The following is a 16,285-nucleotide window of genomic DNA, read 5'->3' as shown; positions in this document are numbered from 1 at the left end:
GGACGCTAGCTTCTTCCTCGAGCTTTGGGAGGAGTTCGCAGATGGTCGTTTCAGATAAAATCAAGGGGCAAATGCCGTCCGTTCACACCGGATACCGGTGACGGCACATGGCTTTTGCTGACGAATCTCCAGACCACGCCGTTATCCGGACGGTTGGGCTGTCCAAGTCTTTCGGGCCGGTACAGGTTCTCAAGGATATAGAGATCGCGGTGCGCGCCGGTGAGGTCCACGCGATCATTGGCGAGAACGGCGCCGGCAAGTCGACGCTGATGAAGCTGCTGGCCGGCAATGAAAAGCCGTCGGGCGGCGAAATCCGCATCGATGGCGAAGCCGTTACGCTGAGCGGTCCGGTGGACGCCGAACATCGCGGCATCGTTCTCGTGCATCAGGAAATATTGCTGGCCCCGGATTTGACGGTGGCGCAGAACATTTATCTCGGCCGCGAAATGCGCCGGGGTGCCATGGTGGACGACCGCGCCATGCGCGCCGGCGCCCGCAAGGCAATCGCCGATCTCGGCGGTGCGATCGATCCGGACGCCATTGTCGGCAGCTTGTCGATTGCCCAGCGGCAGCTCGTGCAGATCGCCCGTGTGCTGCTCGTGCCGCATCGTGTGGTGATTTTCGATGAGCCGACCGCGAGCCTGACGCCCATCGAAACGGATGCGCTGCTGAATGTCATCAGGGACATCCGGGCGAAAGGCGTGGCCGTGCTTTATATTTCGCATCGTCTGCCGGAGGTGAAGGAGATTGCCGACCGTGTGACGGTTCTGCGAGACGGCAGGCTGGTCGCCTCCCATCCGGCATCGGCGCTGGAGCCTGCCGATATGGCGCGGCTGATGGTGGGGCGCGATGTCGCCAAGCTTTATCCGGACCGCGCCGCCGGCGGCGAGCACGAGCCGGTTCTGCAGGTGGAGCATTTTACCGTTCCGGGTTACGCGGAGGATGCCGGTTTCAGCCTGCGCAGGGGTGAAATCCTCGGTTTCGCCGGTCTGGTCGGCGCGGGCAGAACGGAGCTCATGGAAGGAATACTCGGCCTGCGCGCCGGTCGTGGAACCGTACGACATCACGGCAGGCCGGTGCATTTCGCAAAGGCGGAAGACAGCCTGAAGGCCGGCATCGTTTATCTGAGCGAGGACCGCAAGGGCAAGGGCCTGCTGCTTACCAAGGATTTGCGTGTCAATCTCACGCTTGCTTCGCTCAAGAAATTCAGCCGGCTGTTTCAGATCGATACCCGCCGGGAAACGGCGGCGCTCGATGATGCGGTCCGGGATTTCGACATCCGCACCGGCCGTAAGGATCTGCTGGCGGGCCAGCTTTCCGGCGGCAACCAGCAGAAGCTGCTGCTGGCCAAGATGATGCTCATCGATCCGTCAATCGTCATCATCGACGAACCGACGCGCGGCATCGATATCGGCACCAAGGAACAGATTTACCGCTTCATCGCCAGGCTCGCGGATGAGGGGCGTTCGATCATCGTCGTTTCCTCGGAAATGCCGGAGCTGATCGGCATCTGCGACCGCATTCTGGTGATGCGGTCGGGCCGGATCGTCGGCGAGGTGACGGGTGAGCGCATGACTGAAAACGACATCGTGGCGCTGGCGACTGGCGTTCATACGCAGGAACCCGCCTGAGCGCCCGTGTGCCGGGAAACATGGCCTGACAAAAGAAACTGAGGGGAAACATGACTGAGGCCGCATTTGACAACGGCAAAACGCCGAAGACCTCGAAGGACTGGGATCTGCGCGCCGTCGCGCCTTTCGTGGCGCTGGTCCTGCTGCTGGTTCTCGGCACCATCGCCAATCCCAATTTCATCGGCATCGACAATCTCCTGAACGTCATCACCCGCAGCGCCTTCATCGCCATCATCGCGCTCGGCGCAACTTACGTCATCACATCGGGCGGGCTCGATCTTTCGGTGGGCGCAATGGTGGCTTTCGTCGCCAGCCTGATGATCCTGTTCATGAATAGCGGCGTCATCGCCAGTCCGCTTTTGATGCTGCTCACCGCCATGGCGCTGGCGCTCGCCATCGGTGCGGCCTGCGGGCTGACGAACGGCCTCATCACCACCATCGGCCGCATCGAACCCTTCATCGCCACGCTCGGCACCATGGGCATTTATCGCGGCTTGACCACATGGCTGTCGCAGGGCGGGGCGATCACCCTGCGCAATCCGGAAATCCAGACGCTTTATCGTCCGGTTTATTTCGGCAATGTCCTGGGCGTGCCGGTGCCGGTCATCGTTATCTTCGTCACCGCCGCGATAGCCGCCTTCGTGCTTTACCGCACCCGTTACGGGCGGCATCTGACCGCAGTAGGGTCGAGCGAGGATGTGGCGCGTTATTCCGGCATCTCGGTCGCGCGGGTGCGCACCATTGCTTATGTGGCGCAGGGGCTGTGTGTCGCCGTTGCGGTGCTGCTTTACGTGCCGCGCCTCGCTTCCACTTCGGCCACGACAGGCATGTTGTGGGAGTTGCAGGCCATCACCGCCGTCGTTGTCGGCGGCACGGCGCTGAGGGGCGGGGTAGGGCGCATCTGGGGGACGATATGCGGCGCCTTCATTCTGGAGATCGTCGGCAACATCATGATCCTGTCGAACTTCGTCAGCGAATATCTGATCGGCGCCATTCAGGGGGCCATCATCATCATCGCCATGCTGGTGCAGCGTTCGCTCAGCCGCAGGTGACGTATCACGCCGCGCCATGTGGGGCAGGTGCGGTTGGAGGAGGAACGCCCCGGTCTTGGGAGGAAAGAGACTATGCGTAGTAAATTCATCGGCGTGGCCTTTGCCGCGCTGGCCACGGTGCTTGCCGCTTCAGCGCATGCGCAGGACAAGAAGGTTACCATCGGCGTATCCATTCCAGCGGCCGACCATGGCTGGACGGCGGGCGTCGTCTACCATGCCGAGCGTGTGGCGAAGCTGCTGATGCAGGAACATCCGGGGCTAAACGTCATCGTCAAGACGTCGCCGGACGCCGCCAATCAGGCTAATGCGCTGCAGGACCTTGCCGTGCAGGGGCTCGATGCGCTGGTCGTGCTGCCATCCGATCCAGATCCGCTGGTCAACGCCATCAAGGAGATCAAGGACAAGGGCACCTTCGTCGCGCTGGTCGACCGCGCGCCGAGCGTTAACGACAATTCGATCCGCGATCTCTATGTTGCCGGCAACAACCCCGCACTTGGCCAGGTGGCCGGCGAATACATCAAGAAGACGACGCCTGACGCCGAAGTCGTGGTCATTCGCGGCCTGCCGATCCCGATCGACCAGCAGCGTCAGGATGGTTTCGACAAGGGTATCGCCGGTTCCAGCGTCAAGGTTCTCGACCGCCAGTACGGCAACTGGAACCGCGACGACGCCTTCCGCGTGATGCAGGACTATCTGACCAAATACAAGAAGATCGACGTGGTCTGGTGTCAGGATGACGATATGGCTATCGGCGTGCTGGAAGCCATCCAGCAGGCGAAACGCACCGATATCCAGTACATCGTTGCGGGCGCCGGTTCCAAGGACATGATCAAGAAGGTCATGGATGGCGACAAGCTCGTGCCGGTCGACGTGCTCTATCCGCCGGCGATGGTGGCGACCGCCATGCAGCTGACGGCCGGGCATTTCTACGATCAGGTGCCGGTTGCGGGTGAATATATCCTCGATGCGACGCTCATCACCAAGGACAATGCCGAGCAGTTCTACTTCCCGGATTCGCCGTTCTGATCTGATTCTCCGTTAACACCGACGCCCGCCGCAAGGCGGGCGTTTCATTTCGTGGCTCACCCGTTCTTCCTGAACCAGGCCGAGAGATAATCCACGAAGCTGCGCACCTTGGCGGGCAGGTAACGGCGATGCGGATAGACCGCATAGATACCCCTGTCCTTGGAAATATAATCGTCGAACAGCGTCACCAACTCGCCGGACTGGATATAGGGTCTGGCGATGAAATCGGGCACGAGCGCAATGCCGAGCCCGGCGCGGGCGGCGCGCAGCGTGGCCTGCGGGCTGTTGACCTCGATCGGTCCGCTGATGGTGACAGAGTTCGAACCGCCATCCGGCTCCAGATATCGCACCGTATTGTGAAACCGCGTATTGGTGTCGATGATGAAGGGAACGCGGGAGAAATCCTGCGGTCCGTCGAGCGGCCCGTGCTGCGCCACGAAATCCGCCGTCGCCACCGCATAGACCCGGAAATCGGAAAGCTTGCGGGCGATGAGACCGGAATCTTCCAGCCGGGTTATCCGAACCGCGAGATCGAAACCCTCCTCGATCAGGTCGACGAATCGGTCTTCCGCGACGATTTCCAGCGACAGTTCCGGATTTTCCTTGGCGAAGTCGATCAGGCTCTGGCCGACATCGGCGTCGATGAAGGTGCGGGGAACGGAAATCCTGAGCTTGCCCTTCAGATCGGCGTTCTTTTCGCGCACCAGATCGGCAAGGTTATCGATCTCCTTCAAAATATCCGAAGCGGTCCGGTAGTAGGTGTGCCCGGCTTCCGTCAGCGAGAACTGCCGGGTGGTGCGATTGAGAAGCAGCGCGCCGAGATCGTCCTCCAGTTCCCGCACATATTTGGACAGAAGCGCCTTGGAACGCCCCGTCTTGCGCGCCGCAGCGGAAAAACCCTCCGCTTCGACGACATCGATAAAGGCGCGGATGCGGGTCAGCGTGTCCATGAAAATCCTCCGGTTCGTTCCACATAATTGAACGCTGGAAGGCTACTGTTCAACCTTAAAATTGCTGCCGAAAAAATCCGCGATATGATGAAAAATTCCTCTTGATTATGACGGCGAATATTCTTATTTCCCGTGCTGCCCAAAGTCGCACGTGCCCATGTGTGTCCGCCGATTCCTCGATGTGGTGAGGATTTAGGTAAGGTACCTGGAACTAACCCCTCCAGTCGCTATTCCGGCCAACCGGAAAATGCGAGGACATACGAAGCAACGACGGTGCGGGCCTTTCTGGTTCTCTGCCGGCTTTCCATCAGCCGGGGTACTAAAGAGGCACACCATCATTGCCTGAAGTGCGGTCGGGTCATTCCCTCCAATCCATGGCAGACAAAGCCGAATGATGCTCTGGCAGGGCGTCGTTCACATTCGCGCCTTGAGCGTATGCTATCGATTCTGCGCCTCCACCGGCTGATTCGAATGCATATCTCGAGCGTCCTTTGTCCTTCGGATTTTTCCGGAGCCGGTTTAACAGGGAATACATCGATGACGACTGCACGCATTCTCGACTTCATCAAGACCCGACGTCCCGAAGGCCCTTGCCTCGTGGTTGATCTCGACGTCGTGCGCGACAATTTCAACGCTTTCCGGCACTCCCTGCCGAACAGCGCGATCTACTATGCCGTCAAGGCAAATCCGGCTCCCGAAATCCTGAAGCTGCTCGCTTCGCTCGGCTCCAACTTCGATTGCGCCTCCGTGGCTGAAATCCAGATGGCGCTCGATGCCGGTGCGACGGCCGACCGTATTTCCTTCGGCAACACCATCAAGAAGGAACGCGATGTTGCACGCGCCCATGCGCTCGGCATCGATCTCTTCGCCGTGGACAGCCATGAGGAAGTCGAGAAGGTTGCCCGTGCCGCTCCCGGCGCGCGCGTCTTCTGCCGCGTGCTGACGGATGGCGAAGGTGCTGAATGGCCACTGTCGCGCAAGTTCGGCTGCGTTCCGCAGATGGCTGTCGACGTTCTCGTCTACGCGCATCAGCTCGGCCTCGAATCCTACGGCGTATCCTTCCATGTCGGTTCGCAGATGATGAATCTCGACGCATGGGATGCGGCGCTGGCCGATGCCAAGCGCGTCTTCGCTTCGCTTGCCAAGCAGGGCATCCACCTGCAGATGGTCAATATGGGCGGTGGTTTCCCGACCAAGTACCTGCGCGACGTTCCGGCTGCCGAAGAATACGGCCAGGCCATCGACACGGCGCTGCGCAAGCACTTCGGCAACCAGATCCCGAAGACCATCATCGAACCGGGCCGCGGCATGGTCGGCAATGCCGGCGTCATCAAGGCGGAAGTCGTTCTCGTGTCGCGCAAGTCCGACAATGACAACCACCGCTGGGTGTTCCTCGACATCGGCAAGTTCGGCGGTCTCGCCGAGACGATGGACGAGGCTATTCGTTACCCGATCCGCACCGAGCGCGATCAGGACGAGATGGAGCCCTGCGTTCTGGCCGGCCCGACCTGCGACAGCGCCGATGTGCTGTATGAAAAGAACATGTATCCGCTGCCGGTCTCGCTGACCATCGGCGACGAGGTTCTGATCGAAGGCACGGGCGCTTACACGACCACCTATTCGGCGGTCGCGTTCAACGGTTTCGAGCCGCTGAAGGCCTACGTCATCTGATCCGAACGCCGTCCGCTGAAAAGGGCGGCGTCTCGACCAAGCTTCCGTTCCGGCCCTGCCGATTGTGCTGTTGCGCAAATCCCTGCTTGCTGCACCTCTTCCAGCCGAGGAAAGCGTGTCGGCGGGCCGGAACGGCTCCACCATTTTTTCATCAAGGGCCGCGTGTGGGCGGTAGTGTGACGGGAGGCCAAGGATGGCCGCTCTTTTGAATTCGGTACGGGCATTTTTCACGCCGCAGACATTTCATGTCGATCAGGAAAATCCGGGCGATGTCGTCGCCCGTGAGAACCTTCTGGACCGCGCCATGGGCGCCGGCCGCCGCCGCAAGTCTTCCGAAAAGTTGCGCGCCGGTCGCGTTCCGGCCGAAGGCTTGGCGCTCGTCGCCCGCGATGAGGACGGCCACGTCATCGGCACGGTGCGCCTGTGGAACGTCGAAGCCGGTATCTCCCGCGAAGGCCGCGCCGTCGAAGCGCTGCTGCTCGGCCCGCTTGCCGTCGATGCCGCCCATGAGGGCAAGGGCATCGGCTCAGCGCTGATGCGCTCCGCCATTGCCGAGGCCACCAGGCGTGGCCACGGCGCCGTTCTTCTGGTGGGCGATGCACCCTATTACGAGCGCTTCGGCTTTTTCGCCGACAAGGCCCAGCACCTCATCATGCCCGGCCCGTTCGAGCGTAGCCGTTTCCTGGCGCTGGAACTGAAAACCGGCTGGCTTGAAGGCGCTGCCGGCTTGCTGGTGGCAAGCGGCCGCAGGCTCTCGGCCTGAGGCCGTCAACCATTGATTTCGTGCTCCGGCCGGGTGGCCGGGGCTGATCCAGCGAAATTGTATTGCTGCAAAATATTCTTTCATGCGAGGCTTGGGAATCGGATGCGATACCGGTTCAGCGGCGATAGGTTGCAATTGCCTCTTTGGCCATTGCGACGGTTTATGTCTGCTCCGGCGTGATTTCAGCAGCAGGGGATCAGGCATGCAGGCAGCTCTACTTCGAACCAATCGCGACTACCGCCTGCTATTCTCCGCGAGCGCCGTATCCAATCTTGCCGATGGTATTTCGATGGTGGCGATACCATGGCTGGGCACCTTGCTGACCAGCGATCCGCTGCTGATTTCCATGATCGCGGTGGCGCAGCGGCTGCCCTGGCTGCTTTTTGCACTGCCGGTCGGTGTCTGGACGGATCGAAGCGACCGGCGTCTGCTGATGGTGCGGGCGGACATGGTGCGGCTGGCGCTGATGTTATGCGCCGTCGCGATGATCTCCGCTACCACAAACCCGCCATTGCCGACGCAATCTGGTTCGACGACGATTTTTTCGCTGGCGGTAATAGCCTTCCTGTTCGGCTGCGCCGAGGTTGTTCGGGACAATGCGGCTCAGACGATACTGCCTTCGCTTGTCGCGCCGGGTGATCTTGAACATGCCAATGGCCAGATGTGGAGCGCTGAACAGGTCACTGGCCAGTTCATCGGCCCGCCGCTGGCTGGCTTATTGATTGCGGCGGGCATCGCTATTCCCTTCGGTCTCGATGCCGGTTTTTACGGGGTTTCGGCGGCGTTGATCTGGCTGATCGTGCTGCCGCCGCGCAGGCCCTCCAGCCCCGTTTCTTTCTGGCTAGCATTGCAGGAAGGACTTGGCTGGATGCGGCGCAACCCCATGATCCTGCGGCTGGCCATCCTGCTGGGAGCAATCAACGCCGTATTTGTCGGGGGAATGACGATCCTCGTTCTCTATGCGCAGGAGGTGCTCAAGCTATCCGCGACCGCCTATGGCGTACTGTTGACATGCGGCGCTGCGGGCGGCGTTCTTGGCGGCCTGATCTCTCCCTGGCTTGCCCGCCAGCTGGGGGCGAGAGCAAGCCTCCTTCTGGCGCTCTGCCTATTTGCATTGTTCAATCTGGTACTCGGCCTGTCGGCGTCCGTGCCGCTGGTGGCGGCCGGTCTGTTTTTGGAGGCCGCAGCGGGCATGTTGTGGAATGTGATCACCGTCAGCTACAGGCAAAGGCTTATTCCGGATGAGGTGCTTGGGCGCGTCAATTCCGTCTATCGGTTTTTCGGTTGGGGGGCGATGTCGTTTGGCGCATTTGCCGCCGGCATGCTGGTCAGTTTTGCTGAGCCGGGGATCGGCCGCATTGCGGCACTGCATATGCCTTATTTGGTCGGAGCCTCTCTCTGTGCGGTTCTCGCCGTTTATGGCTTCTTCCGACTGCGCTTCTGACGCCCTCCTGCATGTGACCTGCCGGCCGTTTTATCGCCCCATCGCGTTCCATGCCTCTTGCGCGCAAAAATTTACGGGTATATACCCGAGACAAATGCCAAACGATAGTTGCCATTGCATCCTGTTGCGCAAAGCATCCCGTAAGGTCTCGTCCTATTATGACGAGGCCCTGGCGCCGCTTGGCGTGAATATCGGTCAGTTCAGCCTGTTGCGGAACATCAATCGCGCCGCGCCGGTCTCGCTGACCGATCTCGCCGCGAGGGTGGAGCTGGATCGCTCCACCGTCGGCCGCAACGCCAGGGTGCTGGCTCGCATGGGGCTGGTGGCCATCGGCCACGGCGAGGATCAGCGGGAAGCGATGCTGACGGTGACGAAGGAAGGCCATGCGATCCTGAAAGCGGGCGCGCCGCTCTGGGATGGGGTGCAGGATGAAATAGAGGCCCGGCTTGGGCCTGAGAAGACAGCACAATTGCAGGAACTGCTCGAAGCCCTGTGATTTTTGGGGATATGCGGGTATCTGCCCGCAATATAGGGTATATACCCGTAAAATATCGGCCGCGGCCGCTGGAAAGGGAATTTGAACATGCTCTCCACACGCCTCGCCAGCTGGATGGCCGGCAGAAATCTGCATTATGGCTGGCTCGTTGCCGCAACTACCTTCCTGACCATGCTGGCCACCGCCGGTGCGATGGGGTCCGCGGGGGTGATGATCCAGCCGCTGCATCAGGAATTCGGCTGGGATATTGCCGATATTTCCTCCGCAATGGCCGTCAGGCTGGTGCTTTTTGGCCTGCTCGGGCCTTTTGCCGCTGCCTTCATGAATCATTTCGGCGTCCGGCAGGTGGTGTCCACCGCGCTTGCCCTGATCATGGGCGGCATTGTCGCCTCCTTCTTCATGACCGAGGTATGGCAATTGCTGCTGCTTTGGGGCGTGGTGATCGGCGTCGGCACGGGCATGACCGCGCTGGTATTGGGCGCCACCGTGGCGACACGCTGGTTTTCCAAGCGTCGCGGACTGGTAATCGGCCTTATGACGGCGAGCAACGCCACCGGCCAGCTTGTTTTCCTGCCGCTGCTGGCGGCGCTGACGGAAGCCTATGGCTGGCGAACCGCCTTGACCCTGTCCGTTGCGGTGATCGCCACCGCCATGGTCCTCGTCCTGCTTTTGATGCGTGACCATCCCGCCGATGTCGGCCTGCCGGCCTATGGCGAGACGGAGGTGGCAAAGCCGGTCAGGCAGGATCACAATCTTCTGGCCACGCTGGTATCGCCACTGGTGACCCTGAAGAGCGTATCGGGCAACCCGGTCTTCTGGGTGCTTTTCGGCACCTTCTTTGTCTGCGGGCTTTCGACCAACGGTCTCATCCAGACACACTGGATTTCGATCTGCGGCGATTTCGGCATGGCTGCGGTGACGGCGGCGGGCACGCTGGCGGTGATCGGCATTTTCGATTTCTTCGGCACGATCTTCGCAGGCTGGCTTTCCGACCGCTTCGACAATCGTTTCCTGCTGTTCTGGTTTTACGGTCTGCGCGGCCTGTCCCTGCTTTATCTCTCATTCTCGGGGTTCAGTTTCGTGGAGCTTTCGGTCTTCGCCGTCTTTTACGGGCTGGACTGGGTGGCGACCGTGCCGCCGACGGTGAAGCTCGCTGCCGAGAATTTCGGCCGCGAAAAGGCCGGTCTCGTTTTCGGCTGGGTGTTTGCCGGCCATCAGCTGGGAGCCGCCACCGCCGCCTTTGGCGCCGGTTTCTTCAAGAGCGACTTTAATACCTATATGCCCGCGCTGCAGATTGCCGGTCTGATGTGCATGATCGCGGCCGTCTCGGTTCTGCTCCTGCGCAAGCCGGGTTCCGCAACCCTGACGCCCCAGGCCGCGTGATAGACGTGATGCACTGAAAGGAGGCCTGCATTTGCAGGCCTTTTTCGTATTTTTCCGGCATCTGCCGGGCGCATTGTGCACGAGCTCCACGATCGAGGGACGGCACTTGTTGCGTAATTGTCACAATGCTTGCCGGTTAATCGCTCCGATCCATGATCGGCGTCCCGGTTTGATCCATCTCAATCGGCCTGCCTCTGCCTTCGTCATAGTGGCTCCCAAGCGGTTGCGGCAGGCGAAGATTCGCGAAAGCCCGCCGTCATCAGCCGGTTCCGGGGACTTGCCCGGCTGCGGTGCCTATAGGAGAGATGGAATGACGAACAGAAACAAAAAAACCGCCTTGCTTGCCAGTGTCGCGGTTGGTGTTGCGACCATGCTGGTATCCGCCAATGCCATGGCCGCCGATCTGGCCCCGGCAGCGCCGGCCCCCACCGCCGAAGAGGCAATTGCAGCGGCAAGCCCGTGGATGCTGCGCGTGCGCGGCCTCGGCGTCATCACCCATGATAGCGGCAGCGTCGACGGTGTGCCGGAGGCGGGCCTGTCCTATTCGGACACCGTGATCCCGGAACTCGACATCAGCTATTTCTTCACCGAAAACTTTGCCGCGGAGCTTATCCTCGGCACCACCTATGCCAAGATCAACGGTGAGGGTGTGCTGGCTGGCACGCCGGTCGGCAAGACGTGGCTGCTGCCGCCGACGCTGACGCTGCAATATCACTTCACCGATTTCGGGGCTTTCAAGCCCTATATCGGCGCGGGCGTGAACTATTCGCTGTTCTACAACCAGACGGAAAAGCCCGGTTTCAGTAATCTCGATGTCAAGAACAAGCTGGGCGCTGCCGTACAGGTCGGTTTCGACTATATGCTGGACGAGCATTGGGGTGTGAACTTCGACGTGAAAAAAATCTTCCTCAAGACCGACTGGACGGCGGAACTCGGCGGCACGCCGATCAGCGGCAAAGCCAAGCTTGATCCCTGGCTGATCGGTGCGGGCATCACCTACCGTTTCTGATCGAGACATCGCGTATCGCCGCCTTTGACCGGCGGCGCTTTCTGCGCTATAGGGACGGCCACGGGCAAAGAGCCCCGGCCGTCCGCAGGCATTTATGCCCCTGGTGAAGCTCTTATCCTTGATAACGGTCATCCCCATGTTTTGCATGTCGTCGATGGCAACGCGGACCCCCTTCGGAACATTCGGCATGCACATGTTGGAGAACCGTTATGAACGTGTCCAAACCGCTTCCCGCACTCGAGGGGCTGAAAGAACAGGCAAAACGCCTGCGCGCCGCCCTTGAGGATCAGGGGCAGGCAATCACCCATTCGAAAGCGCTGGAACTCATCGCCGCGCAATATGGCTTCCGCGACTGGAACACCCTCCACGCATCGGCCGGCAACCGCCCCGCCTTCAACCCCTATCTTCTGGGTTCAAGGGTGGAAGGGTTTTACCTCGGCCAGCCTTTCGTGGCCTCCGTTCTGGGCGTGCAGGCGCTCGGCGGCGATCCCGAACGCTACCGGCTGACCCTGCATCTCGACGATCCGGTGGATGTGGTGACTTTCGAAAGCTTTTCCGCCTTCCGCCAGCGCGTCCACTGCAATGTCGATACCTCTGGCCGCACCATGGAGAAAACCTCCAACGGTCGGCCGCCGGTGGAGCTCGTCTGGTAGGGGAGCGGGCAGAGTTTACTTGCCGTCATCTCTAAAACAGCGCACCAGATCGTTGGCGTCGTCGCGCCGCGTTCCGATTCAGGGTCGGAATGCGGTGTGCCGCAGCTGTTTGGGAGCACACGCCGACAAAGAGAGCATGACCTGTTGCAATTCCTGTTTGGGCGGCAGTATAATCAAATACACATTGCTGAATATTGTATTTTTATAACAAATTTTGAATGAGGTACTGATGAGCGCGGAGCGCAATCCCGGGCGTTGGATTTACGTCGATTCCATTCGAGGTATAGCGGCTCTGGCGGTGATATATATTCATATTGCCGAGGTCGCCTATAAGAACAGATTTGCGACCTATGCGGTCGAGCATTATCTGTTTTACTTCTTTTCGGAATACTTCGATCTTGGGAAGATCGCCGTCGTTATGTTCTTTGCCGTTTCCGGGTTTGTTATTCCCTTCTCCTTGCTGAAGGCAAACAAAGCACCCTTGCGCAGCTTTGCGGTTTCGCGATTTTTCAGGCTTTACCCCGCTTACTGGGGGTCGATGGTCCTTGCTCTGTTGATTATCCCGCTGGTGCGCGGAGATGTCTTCACGCTTAGCCAGATCATTGCCAATGGGACGATGCTGCAACAGTTTCTGGGACAGCAAAATATTCTCGGGGTCTATTGGACGCTGCAGATAGAAATCCTGTTTTATGTCGTCAGCGCCATGCTGTTCTATGTCAAGCTTCTCCATAAGCCGGAGGCGGCAGCGGGCGCTGTAGTTTTCTTCCTGCTCTGCGCCGTCGCCATGGGGGCCGCGCGATATGGTACGGGCATCAAATTGCCGGTCGCCATTCCGCTTGGATTAACCGTCATGTTCTGGGGATTATTGTGGCGTCACGGCGCGGGTGAAAAGGCTGGCGCGCATATGCGGCGGCTCATCCTTGCCACATCTCTCCTCATCATCTTCACTGTGCCTGTCGTCAGCCTTCTGAGCTATAATGTGGATATGGGCTTCGGTGAGACCTGGTACCGTTATACGATTGCCTATTATGCGGGAATGGCGCTGTTTGCGCTCTTCACGACAAAGCTCCGCATCACGCACCCGGTTTTAGTCTGGCTCGGTGCTATAAGCTATTCCGTGTATCTGCTTGGCCCAGTCGCCCAGCCGATCGTGGAATATGTTCTCCCCTATCGGCAACTGGCTCCCTATCCCATTCACGTCACCATCATCCTAACCTTCGCCTTGACGGTGATCATGGCCTATTTGAGCTACAGGTTCATCGAGCTGCAGTCACAAAAGCTCGGAAAGAAACTCGCATCACGCCAGCCCGCTCATGTGGCGGTATCATCGGCTTGAATGCACCGGCATTACCGCAGGGGACGGCTATGCCGGTGCGCTCGGTTTCAAATCCGTTTGCCGGCCGCATCGAACAGGTGAAAATCCTTCGCCTGGGCGGCAATCTTCAGCGTTTCGCCGATGCGCAGCTGCGAGCGGCCGTGGACGCGGAAGACGATTGTTGTGCCGTCGGCGAAGGAGCCATGCACATAGCTTTCCGCACCCACCAGTTCCACGGCGTCCACCTGCACGGTGCCGGCGAAGGCGGCGTCCGCGGGGGCTTCATCGGCAAGGGTGATGTCTTCGGGGCGGATGCCGAGCGTGGCGACGCCCTGCGGCAGTGCCGCGGTTGCCTGCACCGACCAGCCGGAAGAACCGTTTGCCGATGTCGCGCCATGGTTCAACAGGTTCATGGAAGGCGAGCCGATGAAGGTGGCGACGAAAGTGGTGGCCGGTTTTTCGTAAAGCTCGATCGGCGTGCCCATCTGCTCGATGCGGCCCGCATTCAGCACCACCAGCCGGTCGGCCAGCGTCATGGCCTCCATCTGGTCATGGGTGACATAAACGCTGGTGGTGGCGAGCGAGCGTTGCAGGCGGCGGATTTCCACACGCATCTGCACGCGCAGCTTGGCATCGAGGTTGGAGAGCGGTTCGTCGAACAGGAAGGCTGCCGGTTTGCGCACGATGGCGCGGCCCATGGCCACGCGCTGGCGCTGGCCGCCGGAAAGCTGGCGCGGCTTGCGCTCCAGGAACTGTTCGATCTCCAGCGCCTTGGCCGCCTCGGTGATGCGCCGTTCGATCTCCTCCTTCGGCGTGTTGCGGTTCTTCAGGCCATAGGCAAGGTTCTGGCGCACCGTCATATGCGGATAAAGCGCATAGTTCTGGAACACCATGGCGATATCGCGGTCGGAGGGCTCCAGATCGTTGACGACACGGTCGCCGATGACGATCTGGCCGCCCGAAATGCCCTCCAGCCCGGCGATCATGCGCAGCAGGGTGGATTTTCCGCAGCCGGAGGGGCCGACGAGCACGATCATTTCGCCGTCGGCGATGTCCATCGACACGCCCTTGATGGCCTCGACATTGCCGCCATAAACCTTGCGGACGTCTTTCAGCGCAATTTTTGCCATTACTTTTCGGTCTCCACCAAACCTTTGACGAACCAGCGCTGCATCAGCACCACAACGATAATCGGGGGGATGATGGCGAGGATCGCCGTCACCATCACGTAATTCCAGGGCGTCGAAGCGTCGGTGAAATCCACCATGCGCTTCAGGCCGATGATGATCGTGTTCATCTTGGCGTCGTTGGTCACGAGCAGCGGCCAGAGATACTGGGTCCAGCCATAGATGAACAGGATCACGAAAAGGGCGGCGATATTGGTTCTCGACAGCGGCAGCAGAATATCCCGCATGAAACGGAACGGCCCTGCATTGTCGATGCGCGCCGCCTCGACCAGCTCGCCGGGAATGGTCAGGAAGAACTGCCGGAACAGGAAGGTCGCGGTCGCCGACGCCATCAGCGGCAGTGTCAGCCCCGCATAGGTGTCGATCAGGCCCAAATCGACGATGACCTTGTAAGTGGGCAGGATGCGCACTTCCACCGGCAGCATGAGCGTGATGAAGATCATCCAGAAGAAGCCCATGCGGAAGGGAAAGCGGAAGAAGACGATGGCGAAGGCCGACAGGAACGAAATGACGATCTTGCCGATGGCGATGGCGAGCGCCACGACGAAGCTGTTGAACAGCAGCCGCTCGAGGCTGACGCCGACCACTCTTTCGACACCGCCGGCCATGGCCTCGGTGTAATTGGCGCCAAGATGATCGCCGGGCAAAAGCGACATGGGCGGGCGGATGATATCCGTCGATGTCATGGAGGAGGCGACGAAGGTGTAATAGATCGGGAAGGCCACGATGATGATGCCGAGAACCAGCATCAGATGGGCGATCACGCGGGCGACCGGGCGATTTTCAATCATTGTGAAATCCTCAGCCGTAATGCACGCGCTTCTCGACAAAGCGGAACTGGAAGGCGGTGAGCGCGATGACGATCACCATCAGGATCACGGATTGCGCGGCGGAAGAGCCGAGATTGAGGTTCACGAAACCATCATTATAGACCTTGTAGACCAGCGTTTCCGTCGCCTTGGCGGGGCCGCCGCCGGTCACCGCATGGATGATGCCGAAGGTATCGAAGAAGGCGTAGACCGTGTTGACGACCAGAAGGAAGAAGGTCGTCGGCGCAAGCAGCGGGAAAACGATGGTCCAGAAGCGCCGCGAACCGCGCGCGCCATCGATGGATGCTGCCTCCAGCAATGATTTAGGAATTGCCTGCAACCCTGCGACAAAAAACAGAAAATTGTAACTGATCTGCTTCCACGCAGCAGCGGCGACAACGAGCAGCATGGCCTGATCGCCGTTGAGCAGCGGGTCCCACATGATGCCGTTGCGGCGCAGGACGTAGGAGAAGGTGCCCATGGCCGGGTTGAACATGAAGAGCCACAACATGCCGGCCACCGCAGGGGCGACGGCATAGGGCATGATCATCATGGTGCGGTAAAAACCCTTGCCGCGCACCACGCGGTCCGCCGCCGTCGCCAGAAGCAGCGCCAGCCCCATGGAGACGAGCGCGGTCAGGATGCTGAAAATGACCGTGACCTGCAGCGAGTTCAGATAACTTTCATCCGAGAGCACGGCCGAAAAATTCGCCAGCCCGACGAAATTGCTGTTCAGCCCGAAGGCGTCCTCGCGCATTGTCGACTGATAAAGCGCCTGACTTGCCGGCCAGAAGAAAAAGATCACCGTGAGGATGATCTGCGGCGCAACCAGCAGATAGGGCAGGATCTTGTTGGGGAATACGACGCTTTGCACGGCGATCTCCTGATGAGATGGG

At 60.1% G+C, this 16,285-nt stretch carries 15 protein-coding genes; 11 read left to right on the top strand and 4 right to left on the bottom strand.

Annotation, left to right across the window (positions count from 1 at the left end):
- The first annotated feature begins 107 nt into the window (after window positions 1-107).
- The 3 genes from ACQZ5K_RS04335 (at window position 108) to ACQZ5K_RS04325 (ending at window position 3,709) form a co-directional block, all read left to right on the top strand.
- Window positions 108-1,631: a sugar ABC transporter ATP-binding protein gene (locus ACQZ5K_RS04335; protein ID WP_137004617.1), complete on the top strand. Its 1,524-nt coding sequence runs from the start codon at window positions 108-110 to the stop codon at window positions 1,629-1,631.
- A 50-nt stretch (window positions 1,632-1,681) separates the two neighbouring features.
- Window positions 1,682-2,683, top strand: coding sequence for an ABC transporter permease (locus ACQZ5K_RS04330; protein ID WP_137004616.1), 1,002 nt, complete (start codon window positions 1,682-1,684; stop codon window positions 2,681-2,683).
- A gap of 72 nt (window positions 2,684-2,755) precedes the next feature.
- Window positions 2,756-3,709 (top strand): substrate-binding domain-containing protein, encoded by a 954-nt coding sequence (locus ACQZ5K_RS04325; RefSeq protein ID WP_020810860.1) that lies wholly within the window; start codon window positions 2,756-2,758, stop codon window positions 3,707-3,709.
- A gap of 56 nt (window positions 3,710-3,765) precedes the next feature.
- Here ACQZ5K_RS04325 and ACQZ5K_RS04320 read toward each other — a convergent pair whose 3' ends face one another.
- Window positions 3,766-4,659 carry a LysR family transcriptional regulator gene (locus tag ACQZ5K_RS04320; protein WP_065655482.1) on the bottom strand — a complete coding sequence of 298 codons (894 nt, stop codon included), beginning with the start codon at window positions 4,657-4,659 and terminating at the stop codon, window positions 3,766-3,768.
- 537 nt (window positions 4,660-5,196) lie between these two features.
- On the opposite strand from ACQZ5K_RS04320, the gene odc2 reads away from it, so the two are divergent.
- The 8 genes from odc2 (at window position 5,197) to ACQZ5K_RS04280 (ending at window position 13,414) form a co-directional block, all read left to right on the top strand.
- On the top strand, window positions 5,197-6,330 hold the full coding sequence (gene odc2 / locus ACQZ5K_RS04315; RefSeq protein ID WP_003523360.1) for an ornithine/lysine decarboxylase: 1,134 nt from the start codon (window positions 5,197-5,199) through the stop codon (window positions 6,328-6,330).
- 193 nt (window positions 6,331-6,523) lie between these two features.
- Window positions 6,524-7,093: a GNAT family N-acetyltransferase gene (locus tag ACQZ5K_RS04310; RefSeq protein ID WP_137004615.1), complete on the top strand. Its 570-nt coding sequence runs from the start codon at window positions 6,524-6,526 to the stop codon at window positions 7,091-7,093.
- Window positions 7,094-7,295: 202 nt separating this feature from the next.
- On the top strand, window positions 7,296-8,537 hold the full coding sequence (locus ACQZ5K_RS04305; protein WP_137004614.1) for an MFS transporter: 1,242 nt from the start codon (window positions 7,296-7,298) through the stop codon (window positions 8,535-8,537).
- 94 nt (window positions 8,538-8,631) lie between these two features.
- Window positions 8,632-9,033 carry a MarR family winged helix-turn-helix transcriptional regulator gene (locus ACQZ5K_RS04300; protein WP_137004613.1) on the top strand — a complete coding sequence of 134 codons (402 nt, stop codon included), beginning with the start codon at window positions 8,632-8,634 and terminating at the stop codon, window positions 9,031-9,033.
- Between the two features lie 87 nt (window positions 9,034-9,120).
- Window positions 9,121-10,416, top strand: a complete 1,296-nt coding sequence (locus ACQZ5K_RS04295; protein WP_137004612.1) for an MFS transporter — start codon at window positions 9,121-9,123, stop codon at window positions 10,414-10,416.
- A 310-nt stretch (window positions 10,417-10,726) separates the two neighbouring features.
- A complete protein-coding gene (locus tag ACQZ5K_RS04290) occupies window positions 10,727-11,425 on the top strand; it encodes an OmpW/AlkL family protein (RefSeq protein WP_137004611.1) in 699 nt (232 codons plus the stop codon).
- Between the two features lie 209 nt (window positions 11,426-11,634).
- Complete coding sequence (locus ACQZ5K_RS04285; RefSeq protein WP_448739708.1) at window positions 11,635-12,078, top strand: glyoxalase superfamily protein; 444 nt, start codon at window positions 11,635-11,637, stop codon at window positions 12,076-12,078.
- Between the two features lie 229 nt (window positions 12,079-12,307).
- Window positions 12,308-13,414: an acyltransferase family protein gene (locus tag ACQZ5K_RS04280; protein WP_137004609.1), complete on the top strand. Its 1,107-nt coding sequence runs from the start codon at window positions 12,308-12,310 to the stop codon at window positions 13,412-13,414.
- A gap of 47 nt (window positions 13,415-13,461) precedes the next feature.
- Here ACQZ5K_RS04280 and ACQZ5K_RS04275 read toward each other — a convergent pair whose 3' ends face one another.
- From ACQZ5K_RS04275 to ugpA, 3 genes are read right to left on the bottom strand one after another with little or no spacing between them, the layout of a single operon-like run.
- The gene (locus tag ACQZ5K_RS04275; protein WP_137004608.1) at window positions 13,462-14,523 is read right to left on the bottom strand and encodes a sn-glycerol-3-phosphate import ATP-binding protein UgpC; all 1,062 of its coding nucleotides are present in this window, start codon (window positions 14,521-14,523) and stop codon (window positions 13,462-13,464) included.
- Complete coding sequence (gene ugpE / locus ACQZ5K_RS04270) at window positions 14,523-15,371, bottom strand: sn-glycerol-3-phosphate ABC transporter permease UgpE (protein ID WP_127758044.1); 849 nt, start codon at window positions 15,369-15,371, stop codon at window positions 14,523-14,525. The genes ACQZ5K_RS04275 and ugpE overlap by 1 nt, the downstream gene beginning before the upstream one ends.
- Window positions 15,372-15,381: 10 nt before the next feature.
- Window positions 15,382-16,263, bottom strand: a complete 882-nt coding sequence (gene ugpA / locus ACQZ5K_RS04265) for a sn-glycerol-3-phosphate ABC transporter permease UgpA (protein ID WP_137004607.1) — start codon at window positions 16,261-16,263, stop codon at window positions 15,382-15,384.
- Window positions 16,264-16,285: the final 22 nt, after the last annotated feature.

Source organism: Agrobacterium sp. 22-226-1 (assembly GCF_053522345.1).
The sequence above is the reverse complement of the archived record's forward strand: the minus strand, read 5'-3'. Positions and strand labels throughout refer to the sequence as shown.